15 protein-coding genes are annotated in these 16,026 nt (G+C 64.0%); 7 read left to right on the forward strand and 8 right to left on the reverse strand.

From position 1 onward, the window contains the following. The 3 genes from gcvPB to P8Y64_05325 all read left to right on the forward strand — a co-directional run. Positions 1-1,299, forward strand: a 1,299-nt coding sequence (gene gcvPB, locus P8Y64_05315; GenBank protein ID MEJ2059890.1) for an aminomethyl-transferring glycine dehydrogenase subunit GcvPB, incomplete at its 5' end; no start/stop codon positions are given. A 66-nt stretch (positions 1,300-1,365) separates the two neighbouring features. Further along, positions 1,366-1,743, forward strand: a complete 378-nt coding sequence (locus P8Y64_05320) for a diacylglycerol kinase (protein ID MEJ2059891.1) — start codon at positions 1,366-1,368, stop codon at positions 1,741-1,743. A 91-nt stretch (positions 1,744-1,834) separates the two neighbouring features. Continuing rightward, positions 1,835-2,701 (forward strand): UDP-2,3-diacylglucosamine diphosphatase, encoded by an 867-nt coding sequence (locus P8Y64_05325; protein MEJ2059892.1) that lies wholly within the window; start codon positions 1,835-1,837, stop codon positions 2,699-2,701. A gap of 319 nt (positions 2,702-3,020) precedes the next feature. Here the strand turns inward: P8Y64_05325 and P8Y64_05330 are convergent, their stop codons facing one another. After that, entirely contained in the window at positions 3,021-4,985 is a 1,965-nt protein-coding gene (locus P8Y64_05330) for a DUF839 domain-containing protein (GenBank protein MEJ2059893.1), read from the reverse strand. A gap of 224 nt (positions 4,986-5,209) precedes the next feature. Between P8Y64_05330 and P8Y64_05335 the strand changes: the two genes are divergently transcribed. Together P8Y64_05335 and P8Y64_05340 are read left to right on the forward strand one after the other, a co-directional pair. After that, complete coding sequence (locus P8Y64_05335) at positions 5,210-5,584, forward strand: DUF5362 family protein (GenBank protein ID MEJ2059894.1); 375 nt, start codon at positions 5,210-5,212, stop codon at positions 5,582-5,584. Further along, entirely contained in the window at positions 5,584-6,069 is a 486-nt protein-coding gene (locus tag P8Y64_05340; GenBank protein ID MEJ2059895.1) for a Fur family transcriptional regulator, read from the forward strand. Before P8Y64_05335 ends, P8Y64_05340 begins: the two co-directional genes overlap by 1 nt. Positions 6,070-6,073: 4 nt before the next feature. Here P8Y64_05340 and P8Y64_05345 read toward each other — a convergent pair whose 3' ends face one another. The 6 genes from P8Y64_05345 to P8Y64_05370 form a co-directional block, all read right to left on the reverse strand. Next, positions 6,074-7,456, reverse strand: a complete 1,383-nt coding sequence (locus P8Y64_05345) for a sodium:solute symporter (GenBank protein MEJ2059896.1) — start codon at positions 7,454-7,456, stop codon at positions 6,074-6,076. A gap of 402 nt (positions 7,457-7,858) precedes the next feature. Beyond that, on the reverse strand, positions 7,859-8,362 hold the full coding sequence (locus P8Y64_05350; GenBank protein MEJ2059897.1) for a phosphatase PAP2 family protein: 504 nt from the start codon (positions 8,360-8,362) through the stop codon (positions 7,859-7,861). Then, complete coding sequence (locus P8Y64_05355) at positions 8,355-9,563, reverse strand: glycosyltransferase family 1 protein (GenBank protein MEJ2059898.1); 1,209 nt, start codon at positions 9,561-9,563, stop codon at positions 8,355-8,357. Before P8Y64_05355 ends, P8Y64_05350 begins: the two co-directional genes overlap by 8 nt. Continuing rightward, entirely contained in the window at positions 9,535-10,245 is a 711-nt protein-coding gene (locus P8Y64_05360; protein MEJ2059899.1) for a lysophospholipid acyltransferase family protein, read from the reverse strand. Before P8Y64_05360 ends, P8Y64_05355 begins: the two co-directional genes overlap by 29 nt. Before the next feature lie 22 nt (positions 10,246-10,267). Next, positions 10,268-11,065 carry a GNAT family N-acyltransferase gene (locus tag P8Y64_05365; GenBank protein ID MEJ2059900.1) on the reverse strand — a complete coding sequence of 266 codons (798 nt, stop codon included), beginning with the start codon at positions 11,063-11,065 and terminating at the stop codon, positions 10,268-10,270. 97 nt (positions 11,066-11,162) lie between these two features. Next, positions 11,163-11,576, reverse strand: a complete 414-nt coding sequence (locus P8Y64_05370) for a rhodanese-like domain-containing protein (GenBank protein ID MEJ2059901.1) — start codon at positions 11,574-11,576, stop codon at positions 11,163-11,165. Positions 11,577-11,685: 109 nt separating this feature from the next. On the opposite strand from P8Y64_05370, the gene P8Y64_05375 reads away from it, so the two are divergent. Continuing rightward, positions 11,686-12,456, forward strand: a complete 771-nt coding sequence (locus P8Y64_05375; protein ID MEJ2059902.1) for an MBL fold metallo-hydrolase — start codon at positions 11,686-11,688, stop codon at positions 12,454-12,456. Here the strand turns inward: P8Y64_05375 and P8Y64_05380 are convergent. Then, the gene (locus tag P8Y64_05380; GenBank protein ID MEJ2059903.1) at positions 12,449-14,524 is read right to left on the reverse strand and encodes a thioredoxin domain-containing protein; all 2,076 of its coding nucleotides are present in this window, start codon (positions 14,522-14,524) and stop codon (positions 12,449-12,451) included. The genes P8Y64_05375 and P8Y64_05380 overlap by 8 nt on opposite strands. A 280-nt stretch (positions 14,525-14,804) precedes the next feature. On the opposite strand from P8Y64_05380, the gene P8Y64_05385 reads away from it, so the two are divergent. Beyond that, on the forward strand, positions 14,805-16,007 hold the full coding sequence (locus P8Y64_05385) for a class I SAM-dependent rRNA methyltransferase (GenBank protein MEJ2059904.1): 1,203 nt from the start codon (positions 14,805-14,807) through the stop codon (positions 16,005-16,007). Positions 16,008-16,026 lie beyond the last annotated feature (19 nt).

The raw sequence follows: 16,026 nt of genomic DNA on the forward strand, positions 1-16,026 counted from the left end.
CGGCTGTCGCAAAAGAACTTTTCCATCGACACGCATTTTTATCCGCTGGGTTCCTGCACCATGAAGTACAACCCGCGGGCCTGTCATGAACTCGCCATGCTGCCGCAGTTTCTCGGCCGACATCCTTATGCGCCGGAAAGTCACAGCCAGGGCTTCCTGGCCTGCATGTTCGAGCTGCAGGAAATGCTCAAGGCCGTCACCGGCATGCAGGGCGTGTCGCTGACCCCGATGGCGGGCGCGCAGGGCGAATTCGCGGGCGTGGCCATGATCCGCGCGTATCACGAATCGCGCGGCGACGCGGCCCGCACCGAGATCCTGGTGCCCGATGCCGCGCACGGCACCAACCCCGCCACCGCCACCATGTGCGGCTACAAGGTGCGCGAGATCCCCACCGACGACAGCGGCGACGTGGACATGGAGGCGCTGCGCGCCGCCGTCGGACCGCAAACCGCGGGCATCATGCTCACCAATCCCTCCACCCTGGGCGTGTTCGAGCGCCGTATCGAAGAGATCGCCCGCACCGTCCACGAGGCCGGCGGGTTGCTGTACTACGACGGCGCCAACCTGAACGCCATTCTCGGCAAGGTGCGTCCGGGCGACATGGGGTTCGACGTCATTCACGTCAACCTGCACAAGACCTTCTCCACCCCGCATGGCGGCGGCGGGCCGGGCTCCGGTGCCATCGGGGTGGGCAAGCGCCTGCTGCCGTTCATGCCGGTGCCGGTGGTCGGGCGCGAAGGCGACGCCTATCGCTGGCTGACCGAACAGGACCTGCCGCAGAGCATCGGCCGCCTGTCCGCCTTTATGGGCAACGCCGGCGTACTGCTGCGCGCCTATGTCTACATGCGGCTGCTGGGCCGCATCGGCATGGAGCGGGTGGCGGAGTTTTCCACCCTCAACGCGAACTACCTGATGGCGCGCCTCAAGGAGAAGGGCTTCGATCTCGCCTTCCCGCAGCGCCGCGCCACGCACGAGTTCATCGTCACCCTCAAGCGTCAGGCCAAGCAGCAGGGCGTCACCGCCATGGATTTCGCCAAACGCCTGCTGGACTTCGGCATTCACGCGCCGACCACGTACTTCCCGCTGCTGGTGCCCGAGTGCCTGCTGATCGAGCCCACCGAAACCGAAGCCAGGGAAGAACTCGACCGCTTTGTCGATGCGATGACAGCCATCCTGGCCGAAGCGGAAAGCGATCCGGACAAGGTCAAGGGTGCACCGTATACCCAGCCGAACCGCCGTTTCGACGAGGTGCGCGCCGCACGTGAGCTGGATCTGAAATGGCAGCCGCCTGCTGCCTGAGGATGTTGTCACAGGCCTGACATGCAGGCTTCATAAACTGCGCCCTTTAATTCGAATAACAACTTCATGGCATACAGCGGTAATACGGGGCTGACCCGCATCATCAAGGCGGGCGGATATTCCTGGAAGGGGCTTAAGGCCACGTTCAAACACGAAGCGGCATTCCGTCAGGAGCTGGCGCTGTTCGTGATCCTCGCACCGATCGCTATCTGGTTGGGGCATACCGGGCTGGACCGCGCCATGCTCATCGGCAGCCTGTTTCTGATCCTCATCGTCGAACTCCTCAACTCGGCCGTGGAGGCCGCCATCGACCGTTTCGGTCATGAAATCCACAAACTCTCGGCGCGCGCCAAGGACATGGGCTCGGCCGCGGTATTGCTCAGTATCCTCAATGCCGTGGTGATCTGGGGCCTGATCCTGATCCCCTGGCCGTCTTCGCTCTAATGACGCTGCCATCGAACTGCAATTAAATCGATAAATAAGCGTCATCTTCAGGTAGCAGACTTGGCGGCAGCGAAGCTGCGGGAGTGCCGTCATGTCGAAGCTGAATTACCGTTCCATATTCATCTCCGACGTCCACCTGGGCACGCGTGATTGCCACGCCGCCTATTTGCTGGACTTTCTCCAATCCACCGACTGCGAACATCTCTACCTGGTCGGCGACATTTTCGACCTGTGGAGCATGCGCAAGCAGGTGCACTGGACGGCCGAACAAAGCGCCGTGGTGCAGTGCATTTTTGACAAGGCTGCCGCCGGCACCGAGGTTACCTTTATTCCCGGCAACCACGACGCCCTGTTGCGCGATTTCGTGGGGACCACCTTCCGCGGCGTGAAGGTGCGCCGTGACGCGATCCACACCGCCGCGGACGGCAGGCGCTTCCTGGTAAGCCACGGCGATGAGTTCGACACCGTGGTCAAGCACAACGCCCTGCTGCGCTTTATCGGCGACAACGTTTATTACTGGCTGCTGCGGCTTAACCGCTGGTACAACGGCCTGGGCTGCCGCCTCGGTATCCGTTACTGGTCGCTCGCCACCTGGCTCAAATCCCGGGTGGGCAACGCGCGCGCCTACATCCGCAAGTTCGAGGAGGCCGCCGCGCTCACCGCCAACGACCAGGAGCTGGACGGCTATATCTGCGGGCATATCCACAAGGCGTCGATCGAAAAGATCAACGGCGCCCTGTACTGCAACGACGGCGACTGGGTCGAGCACTGCACCGCCCTGGTCGAGGACGACGCGGGCTGGCTGCAGCTGCTGCACTGGTCCGATCACCAGCGCGTCGAACTCATCACCCAGGGGCAGGAGGTCGCGCCGGCCGGCATTCCGCCGGGTTCGCCGGCACTCGCCCTGTTGATGCAGCAATATGAAATCGAGGTGTCCAGTGCAAAAGAAGCGGCTTGAGGCATTGCGACACCCCATCCGATCCTGGCGGTCGGCACGGCACCGTTGGTCCGCCTATGGGGTGACCCTTTCGCTGTTGCAGGACTGGCGGTTTTTGTAGGTTTTTGAGTACTAAGTGCTCGCACCAGATGTTCGATTGGACAGTCATGAGGTTTCGTTTCGCGCGCTAACGCGCTGGGGTTTGGGGGTGAGGTGAAAAACATCCTCTCTTCCTTATGCCTTACTCCTAACCCCTCACGCCTCGCTCCTCTCAAGCAAAAAACCCCCTCTCCCGACGGGAGAGGGGGTTTTTTTACTGCGGTGCCGACGGTGCCGGCTGTCAGGCGTCCTTGATGCGTCCCGTGATGGTCAGGTAACCCACTGCGGCGCTGAACTTGCCGTTGTAGTTCGCTGACTCCAGCGGTTCGAGCACACCCTTCACCACGTCATGCAGCGGGCTTTCCCAGTCACCGGGGTGCTGGAAGTTGCTCATGATGTAGCTGAAGCCGTTGACGTCGTCCACCGCATGCAGGCCGGTGGATTCGGCGCCCGCCGGGCAGGACAGGATGCGGCTCAGTTCCCTGGTGTCCACGTTGTAGGCCCACAGGAAGTTGTTCACGTGGTTGCCGCTGTCCTCGCCGATGAACAGGGTGCGCATGGCCTCGGAGTACTTGATGTTGTCCGGGTTGGCGATCCTGTCGGCGTTGGCGCTGTTGCCGAGCGGGTCGCGCACGGCGAGGTCTTCGCCGGCCAGGCCTTCCGGCACCGACATGGAGGTGGACACCCACTCGCTGCGGATCGGATGGCCGTCGCTGTCGGTCTGGCCGCCCTGCAACACATGCTCGTACACCGCGCCGGCCACCGGACCCTGCACGTGGATGTCGGTACTGCCGTCGGTCATCGACTTGTAGATGTAGGACATGGCGGAATAGGCGCGCTTGTCGGCGGCGTTCACCGTGGTGCCTTCCATCTTGGTGAAGCCCATGGAAGCACCGACCAGGGCGGCGTAGCGGTGGGTTTCGAGGAAGGCGGCGGCCTTTTCCATGCCCGGCATCAGCTTGACCCAGTTGTCATGCCCGCCGAAGCGGATCTTCGTGTAGCTCGCGTCGCCGGGGTCGCTGGTCTTGACGTCCATGATGTCGAAAGGCTTGATGCCGCCCTCGACCAGGGCCTTGATCTCGGCGCTGGTGGCGTGGCCGAGCCGGATCCAGGAGATGTCACCGGCACCGGGGCCGACGCCGGAGGTCTGGGTCCACTTGGCCACGTACAGGGTGCCGGCGGACAGGTCGCGGCGGCGGTCGGCCACGAACATGAACAGGCCGCCGTTGGTGGCGTCGTCGCCCATCAGCACGGTGCGCTCGTCGGGCATGACCTGCACCAGTTCGTGGGAGATGCGGCCCAGGCAGTAATGTTTCTTGATGCTGCCGGTACCGTTGCGGTGCACGGTTACTTCCGGCAGATGGCCGTAGTCGTAGGGGTTGGCCACGCTGCTGTCGCCGAACAGGTTCTGGCTGAAGGTTTCCAGCTGCGCGTTGCTCGCGCGCGTTGCGTCCGGCTCGTATTCCTCGCTCGCCAGATGGGTGTTCCAGGGAGACTTGCTCGCGCCGCAGGTAATCCACAGGCCCTTCACGTCCGAGGTGTCGACGTTGTGGTAGCTCACCAGGCTGAGCTTGCCGGTGCGCTCGTCCTGGTCCAGGGTCAGCACGGCGATGGGCGAGGGCAGCTTGCCGTACATGGAGGTGCCGGCCGCGTTCTGCGAGGTGTATTCGAACTGCACGACCGCGAAGACACGCTTGCAGCCGCGCCGACGCGAACGCACGCCATGGAGCTGGATCAGCGACATGCCGTCCGGGCAGTCGGAGAAGAACTGGCGCTGGTCGGCCGAGGTGGTGTCCAGGATCGGGTCGTTGTGGATGTCGTAATAACCGCCGGCGATGACCGTGCCGCCGCCGGTGGCGGGCACCGTGTCGCCGGTGAGGAAGAAGGTCTCATAACCCAAGGCGTAGGTCGCTTTATGGTGTTTGCCGATGCGCTTGGTCAGCGTGGAGGCGACGTAGGTGGTCGCCATCTGGGCCGGGTCCGCCAGCGAAGGGGCGGCCATGGAACCGAAGCTGTAGCTGATCGGCACGCCGTGGCGGAACGGCCGGTCGAACCAGCCGCCGTGGTGACGGCCAAAAGGGGCGGCCTCCGCCAGCAGCGGCAGACCGGTCAGGGTTGTGGCCAGCGGCAGCATAGGGGCGCCGGCGAGCATTTTGAGCGCCCGGCGGCGTGAAAAGGAAACGGAATCCGAATCGGAATCAGACATGATGCACCTCCCAGTAGGCATCGAATTTGGGTCCGGGCGCCCCCCTGGCGACCGGATGGACCCGACGCTAGCAAGCGGTGATGACCGGCCGGTGACGTGCAGATGGCAGTTGATCTACAAGATGCTTCGGTGCCGCCCCGGGAAGGGCTGTGCCGCGGCTCGGTGGCATTCGATAAGTGCATCTGACAGACTCTCCGGGAGAAAGACCGCCGGGCGAGGTGCCGATGAATACCGAAACAGACCAGACCATCGCGCAGATCGCGCTGCCCCTGTTCAATGCCAAGGGCTGGATGAAGTTTCTGGCCGTGCTCATGATCATCTACGGCGTGATGATGGTGTTCACCATCTGGGGAATTCTGTTGTGCTGGCTGCCGATCTGGATCGGCGTGTCGCTGTATCAGGCGGCGACGGCCGTGGAGCGTGCCTACATTTCCCAGCAGACCGATGAGCTGGTGCGGGCAATGATGCGCCTGAAGACCTTTTTCACCGTGCAGGGCGTGCTGATGCTCATCACCCTGGTGCTGAGCGCGGCGGGTTTCCTGATGATGGGCTTCGGCATGTTCGCCATGATGGCCGGCCAGCAATCCGGACAGTTCTGATGGCTGCCGGTCTGCGCGTCAAACACCTGCGTCCCGAGGTCGTGCAGCAGCACCTCGACCGTGCCGAGACGCTGTGCGCCCAGCACGGCGCGCGTCTCACGCCGCTGCGCCGGCGTGTGCTGGAGCTGGTGGTGCAGGCGGGCAAGCCGGTGGGTGCGTACGACATTCTCGACCGTCTGCGCGCCGAGGGTATGGGCAGTGCGCCGCCCACGGTGTACCGCGCCCTGGAGTTCCTGCAGGAGCAGGGACTGGTGCACCGCGTTGCCACCGCCAATGCCTTCGTGGCCTGCAACCAGCCGGGACCCCGGCATTACGGGGTAATCCTGATCTGCAGCCGTTGCGGCACGGCGCTGGAGGTGCATGACGAGGACATCGACCATGGCATCGAGGCCGCCGCACGCAGCCGGGGGTTCGAGGTTGAGACCCGGCCGATCGAGGTGTCCGGCCTGTGCGCGGCCTGCCGGGAGGGAAGTACGGGCGCCTGAATCCTCAGGTCCGGCGTGCGGGCCTCAGCAGGCTGCCGAGCAGCCCGATCAGCAGGACGGCCAATGTGCCCGCCAGCCCGACCAGCATCAGGTTGAAGGGAAACGCCGGACCCGCCCAATGCCCCTGCAAGCCGTGCGTCAGGGTTGCCCACGCGACCACCAGAATACCCACGATCACGCCCCACAGGGCGTCCCGGCTTCGTGCCCCGGGGACCAGCAGACCCAGCAGGAACAACCCGAGCATCGCACCGCCGAAGATCGCCGACAGCTGCCACCAGACGTCCAGCACCGTTTTGGCATGAATCATGAGCAGTGCGGCGGCCGTGCCCAGGATGCCGATCAGCAACGTGGCGCCGCGGGTGACCACGAGCAGTTTGTGTTCGTCGGCATTCGGTTTCAGGCGCTGGTAGAAGTCCACCGCACAGACGGTGGCCGAGGTGTTGAGGCTGGAATCGAGCGTGCTCATGCCCGCCGCCAGAATGGCGGCCAGCAGGATACCCACCAGGCCGTGCGGCAGTTCGGTGACGATGAAGAACGGGAAGATCTGATCGGGCTTGGCCGGCAGGCCGAGCCCGGTGTGTGCCTGGTAGTACACATACAGGGCCGTGCCGATGAAAAAGAACAGCGCGGAAACGGGTACATAGAGCAGTGCGCCCAGCCACAGCGAACGGCGCGCGGCGGCGGTGTCGTGCGCCGACAGCATGCGCTGCACGTAATTCTGGTCCACGCCGAAGTTACGCAGGTTTTCCACGATGCCGAACAGCAGGATGACCCAGAAACTCTGGTGCAGCAGGTCGAATGAAAAGCCTCCCAGGCCGAATTTTCCTTCCATCCAACCGGTGTGGATGATCTGCCCGAAACCACCGGGCAGGTCCAGGACCAACAGCACCACCGCGATCAATGCTCCGCCGATCAGCACGATTGCCTGGACCACGTCGGTCCATACCACCGCCTCGAATCCGCCCAGCGTGGTATAGGCGATGGTGACCACGCCCAGCAGCAGGATCACGCTGATCAGGTCCCAGCCCAGCAGTTCGCCGAACGCCAGTGCGATCAGATACAGCACCACCGCGAAGCGGCCGATCTGCAGCAGCACGATGCTGATTGCGCCGTAGGCGCGCGCCCAGTAGCCGAAGCGCCGTTCGAGGTGTTCGTAGGCCGTGGTCTGGATGCGTTCGCGATAAAAGGGAATGAACCAGCGCGAGGCGACGAAGGCCGCCAGCGGTATGGTCAGCGAGAACACGAAGGGTCGCCAGTCGGTGGCGTAGGCCTTGCCCGGATTGGCCAGGAAACTGATGCTGCTCAGATAGGTGGCCAGGATCGACAGTCCGATGGCCCAGGCCGGCAGGCGCCGGCCGCCCCAGGAGAGGGCGTGGTTTTGCAGCATGAGGCCGGGGTTTGTTGGCTTTGTTCTGGGCGGTTAGTTTAACCGGGGAGAGTGTGAGGGGTGAGGAGAGGCCGTGTCTTTTCGCCTCACTCATCACATTTCACGTCTTACCAATAAACCCCGTCCCGCCTTGCCGAACAGCTGATGGCTTGCAGGGTCAGCCCGGCATGGACGCCGGGCTGAGGTTCATCGCACCAGGGAAGGTGCGTTGAGCCGTGCCCGTTGCAAGTCAGCGGTTGTGAGGGAAGCCGAAGGCCAAGGTGGTGGGGCGCCCTTCTCTTTCCCCTGTTTCTCTTGGGCGAGCAAGAGAAACAGGGTCGCGCACTATGACTGAAGTTAGATAAGAACAGGAGGTCTTAAGTGCGCGAAACAGGACTACATGCCCGTCTAACTGGGCTCAATTCAAAACAACACCAAACTCCCAACTGCCACTGTCGTCCCGATAATCGCTCCGACCAGTACGTCGCTGGGGTAGTGCAGGCCGAGCACCAGCCGCGACAGGGCCACCAGCAGGGTGAAGGGCACGACGACGATCGCCCACTGCGGATAGTAGCTGACCAGGATGATGGTGAAGCCCACCGCGTGCATGGTGTGCCCGGAGGGGAAGCTGAAGCGGTCCAGCGGCGGGACGCTCTGCAGGATGTCGCTGTTCATTCTGAAGGGGCGTTCGCGCTGGGTGCTGAGCTTGATCAGTTTGTACAACAGCAGCGAAAGCAGCCCGACGATCATCATGTGTGCCGAGACCCGGGCGGCGGACTGGCCGTAGAGAAACGGCAGGGCGATGATGATGCTGTACCAGAAGATACCGTCTCCGAGCCGGCTCACCACGGCGAAGCTGCGCCTCAGCAGACGGCGTCGGGTGATGCGGTTGAAGAACAGGCAGGCCGAGATCTCGGCTTCACTCATACGCGCTAGCCAGTTCATGACGTAGACCTCTCTGTGCGTGTTCCAGAAGAATGGCCTCGAGCTGGTCGAAGATATGTTCCCAGTCGAGGCGGTCGGTGGTGTCACGGGCGGCGGTGCGCAACGCTGCGATGCGTTGGGGTGCATCAGCCAGGTCGGTGGCGGCACGAATGAATGCCGCCGGGTCGTTTGGGGTGGCGAGCAGGCCGTTTTGCCCGTCGCGAATGTGTTCATGCGCCGCGGCGTCGTCGAAGCTGACCACCGCCAGCCCGCTGGCCATGGCCTCGATCACGACGTTGCCGTAGGTCTCCGAGGTGGAGGGGAACAGGAAGATGTCGCCGCTGGCGTAATGGCGGGCGAGGTCTTCGCCGCGTCGCGTGCCGCAGAACACGAAGTCCGGGTTTTGCGCCTTGAGGGGCTCCGCCTCGGGGCCGTCGCCCACCAGCACGAAGCGTGCGCCGGGATGGTTGACCTCGATGCCGCGAAAGGCCTGAGCGGCGAGCGACAGGTTTTTTTCGGCGGCGAGGCGGCCGACATAGACAATGGCTAGGGCATCGTCGTTCACGTCCCAGCTCCGGCGCAGTTCGTCGCTGCGGCGTACCGGATTGAACAGCGTGGTATCCACCCCGCGCGCCAGCACGTTCACGTTGGCGAAGCCGCGTGCCTCGAGGTCCTGCTTGAGGGCCCGGGTCGGGACCAGGGTGGCGCGGCTGCGATTGTGGAAGCGTCGCAAAAAGCCGGTGATGACCGTTTCCAGAAAGCCGATGCCGTAATAGCGGGAGTAGTAATCGAAATTGGTGTGAAAGCCCGTCACGGTCGGGATGCCGAGCCGGCGCGCGGCCTTCAGGGCGGAGCCGCCCAACGGGCCCTCGGTGGCGATGTAGATGACGTCCGGCATGGACACACGCCAGGATCGCTGTATGGCGCGTCGGGCCGGCAGGCCGATGTGTAGGCCGGGGTAGCCGGGCAGAGGCGCTCCGCCGACCAGCAGTTCCTGATACGCGCCTTCTGTTTGCGGCCGGTCGTCGCGGCCCTGGCGCGGGCGGATCACCTGGATACTGTGGCCTCGTTTGTGCAGCCCACGCACGAGCTGGGAAAGGGTATGGGCGACACCATTGACCTCCGGGGGCCAGGTTTCGGTGACCAGGGCGATGTGCAGCCCCGGTTCGACCGCGTCATCCGCGTTGGCTGCCTTGGTGTCCATCGTGTACGACTGCACGAACGATTGTGTGGGCATGGGCCGCCAGGTCGGTGCGCGAGGCGCCATGGGTGTCCTGAAGCGGCAGGAAATTCACCTCCACCTGGATCCGCTTTTCGCCGGTCAGATGCCACAGGTTGTCCAGCAGGCTCTGATCGTCGATGAAAGGCGCGACGGGGTTCACACCTTCCGGATGCGGGTAGGTGATGGCGACGGGCTGTACCGGGCGATGGGTGGCCACCGCGGTGTGGAACAGACGCGAATGGAAACGGCGTACGTCGCTGCCGTCACTGGTGGTGCCTTCGGGGAACAGCGCCACCTTCGCGCCGGCCTGCAGGCGGGTTTCCATTTCCCGGGAGGTAGCTTCGGCCGCGCCGCGGGCGCCGCGCTGGATGAAGACGGTGCCGGTGACGCGGGAAAACCAGCCTATCAACGGCCAGCCGCTGACCTCGGCCTTGGAAACGAAGCACAGCGGGGCGAGACCGCCCAGTATGTGGATGTCCAGCCAGGAGATGTGGTTGGCCACTACCAGGGCGGAACCCGCGTGGGGAGTGCCCTTGACGCGGATATCGAGCCCCAGCGCCCGGCACAGGCCGTGGTGCCACCATTGGATGATGCGGAAGAAGCGCGGTGTGGGGACGCCGCCTTCTCCGGTCCGGGCCATCAGCAGGGTGAGCAGGACTCCCATCAGGGCGTACCCGATCAAGAGGCTATAACGAGAGATTCGGCGCAGTGTTTTCATGCGCCCCTTTATACTCGACGTACTCCTTGCCGAGGAAATGACGCTGGTATCGCGGATTGACATGCTCCATATCCAGCAGGATGAAAACGTCCGCCACACTGAAGTCCGGATCCCAGCAGGGCTCGCCGCAGACCTTGGCGCCGAGACGCAGATAGGCCTTGAGCAACGGCGGCATGAAGACGTCCGCGGCGGGGATCTGGTTGATGTCCGGCAGCGCCAGGCGCGGCGCGACGCGTTGTTCGGGATCGGCCAGGTACTTGTCGCGGATCTGCTCCATGATGGCGTGGGCCTGATAGCCGCCGTCCAGCATGGGGATGCTGGCGCAGCCCATCATGTAGTCGAAGCGGTTGATGAACATGAAGCGCGCGAGTCCGGACCACAGGACCGCGATCGCGCCGCCGCTGCGATAATCGGAATGGATGCAGGTGCGCCCCACTTCCATGATGCGGCCGGGCAGCGGCAGCAGGCCGTTGAGATCGAATTCGTTCTGGGAATAGAAGCCGCCGGCGAGCTGGGCCTGGTCGTCGGTCAGGATGCGGGTGCTGCCGACCACTTCGCCGCTGGCGTTGTCGCGCACCAGAAGATGATGGCAGTACGAGTCGTAATGGTCCTGGTCCAGGCCGCTTTCACCGGACTCCAGTTGCGCACCCATCTCCTCGGCGAAAATGCGGTAGCGCAGTCGCTGAGATTCACGTACGGCGTCCGCGTCGGCAGCGAGCATGACGCTGAGCGCGGGTTGGTCCTGTTTGGCTGCGGTATGAGTCATGGCGTCTTCCCTCTGAGACGGATGACGCCATCGTATGCACGTTAATTGTCAACTTCGTGAAATGCCTGTGACAGCCAGGTGACGGTGATACTTCAAATCAAGGAAGTGGGCCTTCATAAGGGCCGGATTCCAGCGGCAGGTCTTCCGCCTCCCACATCTTGATGCCGCCGGCCAGGTTCAGCACCTGGTCGAAACCCATCAGGTTCAGGGTGGTGCAGGCCATGGCGCTGCGCGCGCCGGTGTCGCAGACCAGCACCAGTTCGCGCCCCCGGGCGCTGTACAGGGTCTCGACGCGGTGCTTGTTGTTGGGGTCGGCGGCGCCTTCCAGCATGCCGCGCGGGATCAGCAGGCTGTCCGGGATGTGGGTCTGCTCGTACTCGTAGGGCTCGCGTACGTCGACCAGCAGCAGGTCCTCGCCGTCCTCGATCCGCTCGGCGAGGTCGTCGGCCTGGATCTCCTGCAGATTGGCCCGGGCCTCCTGGATGAAATCGCTCAAGGTTTTGCTCATAATCAAATTTCAGATTTTTTACAGGGTTTATAGTTGTAACCTAGCTGCCAGTGCGTGCGGGCTATGACAAGGTCGAACATTATATAAATCTCCACATTATTAAGGATTCCACATGCCGGTCGAACTCTATAACGATGGCAAGCATCGTTGCATTGTCTTCACCGATCTGGTCACGGGGGAGGGTGTCCAATCCAACCAGTTCCTGATCGTTGACGGTACCCACGAAGCCCTGATCGATCCGGGCGGGGAACTCACCTTCACTGCGTTGAGCATGGCGATCTCGCAGGTTACCAACATCAAGAACCTGGACTACCTGCTGGTCTCCCATCAGGATCCGGACATCATCTCCTCGCTGCCGAGCTGGATTTCCCGCACCGAGGCGAAGATCGTCGTCTCCCAGCTCTGGTCACGTTTCCTGCCTCACCTGATCCCGAACTATATGGGAGACAAGGTGGGCGATCGCTGCATCTGCCTGCCGGATACCGGCGGCGTGGTGCCTTTCGGCGACAGCGTCATCAAGGCAATTCCGGCGCACTTCCTGCATTCGGTCGGCAATATCCAGTTCTACGATCCGGTGAGCAAGATCCTGTTTTCCGGCGACATGGGGGCGTCCATCGTCGAGGCCGGGGCCGATGAAGCGGTCGAGGACTTCGCCGCCCATGTGCCCTCCATGGTCGGGTTCCACCGGCGCTACATGGCCTCGAACAAGGCCTGCCGCCTGTGGGCCAACATGGTGCGCGAAATGGACGTCGACATGATCGTTCCCCAGCACGGACGGCACTTCAAGGGGCCGGAAATGGTCAATCAGTTCCTCGACTGGATTTCCGACCTGCAGTGCGGGGTGGACCTGCTGACCCAGGACAATTTCCGCGAACCTAAGTAGTTCCTTCCAGCGCCGCCTCCAGTTCCGCCGCTGCGCGGATGGGGGCGGAGCAGGTCATGCCGGTGCACAGGTAGGCCACCGTTTGTTCTTCCACCGGTTTGTCCGCCAGCGCGGGCGGCAGATCGTCCGCCTGCGCCGGTAACGCAAAGCACAACCGGCGCGGCGCGTACGGCCTGATGCAGGCCTGCGCCCAGCGGTCCAGGTCCTCTCCCTCGCCGCGCAGGATCGCCACCTGCGGATAATGCAGGTGCTCCTCGAAGGCGGTCAGCAGGGCGCAGTGGGCGGAAGGCGCCTGTTCCATGGCGTAGGCCGCCGCGCGCAGCGCGCGTTCGGCCGCCTCCAGATAGCGGGTCTCGCCCAGCAGATGGCCAAGGCGGGACAGGGCCTGTACCGCGATGGCGTAGCCCGCGGGCATGGCCTCGTCGGCCAGCGCCCGCGGACGCTGGATCAGCGTCTCGTGATCGTCGGCGGTAAAGAAGAAGCCGCCGTGTTCCTTGTCCTCGAAATGCGCCAGCAGCACCTCCGCCAGCTCCCTGGCGAACAGGAGCTCGTCGGTGCGCCAGCGTACCTGCAGCAGCTCCAGAATCGCGTCGATCAGGAAGGCGTAATCGTCCAGATAGGCGGCCAGATGGGCCCGTCCGCCCTTGTAAGTGGCCAGCAGCCTGCCGTCCCGCCACATCGTGGCGCGGATGAAGTCCAGGGCGCGGTCGGCCGATTCCGTGCAGCGGTTCAGGCCAAGGTGGCGTGCGGCGATGGCCATGCCGCGGATCATCAGCGCGTTCCAGCTGGTGAGGATCTTGTCGTCGCGCCCCGGGCGCACGCGTCGTTCCCGTGCGGCGAGCAGGGTCGCGCGCGCCGTATCGAGCAGGACCTCGGTTTCCTTGACCGGGCGGCCGGTCTTCGCGGCAAGGGTTTCGAGATCCTTGAAGACGTGCAGATGCCAGCGTCCCTCGAAGTTGGGTGGATGATCGAGGCCGAACCGTCGGGCAAGGGTTTCATAGGCGTCAGGTGGCAGCAGCTCCCTGGCTTCGTCCGGGGTCCACACGTAATAGCGTCCTTCCTCTCCCTCCGAATCGGCATCCAGAGAAGCGTAGTAACCGCCTTCCGGCGACTGCATCTCGCGCATCACCCAGTCGGCCGTTTCGCGCGCGATGCGCTCGAACAGCGGCTCGCCGGCCGCCGCGGCGGCCTGGGCATACAGCGCCAGCAGCGGGCCGTTGTCGTAGAGCATCTTTTCGAAGTGCGGAATCATCCACTGGTCATCCACCGAATAGCGGCAGAATCCCCCGCCCAGCTGATCGTAGATGCCGCCCAACGCCATCTTCTCCAGGGTGAAGAGGGCCATGTGCCGGGCGTGATCGTCCGCCCCGCCGCCGTCGCATGTCAGGGCCCAGTGGCGGAGCAGCCGTTCGATGCTGGCGGGATGCGGAAACTTGGGTGCCGCACCGAAGCCGCCGTCGTGGCTGTCGAAGGCCTGGGCCAGCTCCGCTCTTGCCTGATCGAGGGCGGCCGAATTGAGCGGCATGCCGGTTTCGCGCTGGGCGTAGACCTCGCCCAGCGCCGATTGCAGCGACGCATTCTGGCGTTCGATTTCGTCGCCGTGCTGCTGGTGGAAATCGGCCACGCGCTGCAGCAGCTCCCGGAAGGCGGGCAGGCCGTAGCGTGCCTCTTTGGGGAAGTAGGTGCCGCCGAAGAACGGCATCTGGTCGTGGGCGGTGAGGAACATGGTCAGCGGCCAGCCGCCCGCGCGCTGGGTGAGCATGGCGTGCGCCGTCTGATACAGCTTGTCGAGGTCGGGACGCTCCTCGCGGTCCACCTTGATGTTGACGAAGCGTTCGTTCATCAGGCGGGCGGTATCTTCGTCCTCGAAAGACTCGTGTGCCATGACGTGACACCAGTGGCAGGCGGAATAGCCGATGGACAACAGGATCGGCTTGTTTTCGCGGCGGGCGGTTTCCAGGGCCTCCGGGCCCCAGGCGTACCAGTCCACCGGATTGTCGGCGTGCTGCTGCAGGTAAGGGCTGGTCTCTTCGCCCAGGCGATTGCGTGTCTGGTGGGTGTCGTTCATGATCTGATCTGTCGAATATTCGAAAATGTGCGCTCTGCACATTTTTCAATCGCGCCGGTGTGGTACCTATCCGGGCGTGGCTTTGGATTTCGGGCGGGCTCCGGCCCACGCGGACCTGTCGCGGCAGAAGCGCTTTGCGACGACTTGCCGGACACTATAGCGACTGTGAACGGAGCCCGTCTCGTTTCCGCGTTGCACGTGGGGGCATGCGGATGAACCTGTTACCGCCCTTGCCTCGGAACCCGTTCGATAACAACCGTACGATCAGAGCTCGAATATCATGTCCGATCCCAGTCTGCCCGTCCTGCGCCTCAAGCGACATGAAGAACGCCGCCTGCGCGCCGGCCATCTATGGATATTCAGTAACGAGGTCGATACCCAGGCCACCCCACTGAACGATTTTTCTCCGGGGCAGGTGGTGGAGATCCAGGATTCGGGCGGGCGTGCGCTCGGTACCGGCTACGTGAATCCGCACTCCCTGATCTGCGCTCGCCTGGTCAGCCGCGACCCGCGGGTGGTCCTCGACGCGGCGCTGATCGGTTTGCGTCTTACCCAGGCGCTGGCGCTGCGTGAGCGCCTGTTTGCAGAACCCTATTATCGTCTGGTGCATGCCGAGGGCGACGGTCTGCCCGGGCTGGTGGTGGACCGTTACGGCGACGTGCTGGTGGTGCAGATCACCACCGCGGGGATGGAGGTCCAGCAGGACGTGGTGCTGGAGGTACTGCAGACCCAGTTGGCGCCGAAGGCGATCGTGTTGCGCAACGACACCGCGGTGCGCGAGCTGGAAGGGCTGCCGCAGGAGATCCGCGTCGCCCACGGCGAACTGGCGGACATCCTCGAGGTGCGCGAGAACCACGCCCGCTACCGGGTCGCGGTCAGCGGCGGGCAGAAGACGGGCTGGTTCTACGACCAGCGCGACAACCGTGCGCGTCTGGGCCGCTACGTGCGCCTGCCGGGCGCGCGGGTGCTGGACGTGTTCAGCTACGTTGGCAGCTTCGGCATCCAGGCCGCCCTCGCCGGTGCCGACGAGGTGGTGTGCGTGGACGCCTCGCAGCAGGCGCTCGGACTGCTACGCGAAAACGCCGCGCTCAACGATGTCGCGGCGCGCGTCGAGACGGTGCACGGCGATGCGTTCGAGGCCCTGCGGGCCCTGCGCGGCGAAGGGCAGCGCTTCGACGTGGTGGTGGTCGATCCACCGGCCTTCATCAAGCGGCGCAAGGACATCAAGGCGGGGGAACAGGCCTACCGGCTGATCAACCGGCTGGCCATGCAGGTGCTGGCCGACGACGGCATCCTGGTCTCCTGTTCGTGCTCCTTCCACCTTTCGCGCGAGGCCCTGGTGCGCCAGATGCAGCACGCCGCCCAGCTGGCCGGGCGCAGTCTGCAGATTCTGGAACACGGCTATCAGGGGCCGGATCATCCCATGCATCCGGCCATCGCCGAGACCGCCTATCTCAAGGCGGTGTTTGCGCGAATTCTTTGAATGCGCCTGTCATTTCGGT

The sequence above is a fragment of the Gammaproteobacteria bacterium genome, assembly GCA_037388465.1.
Taxonomy (GTDB): domain Bacteria; phylum Pseudomonadota; class Gammaproteobacteria; order SpSt-1174; family SpSt-1174; genus JARRKE01.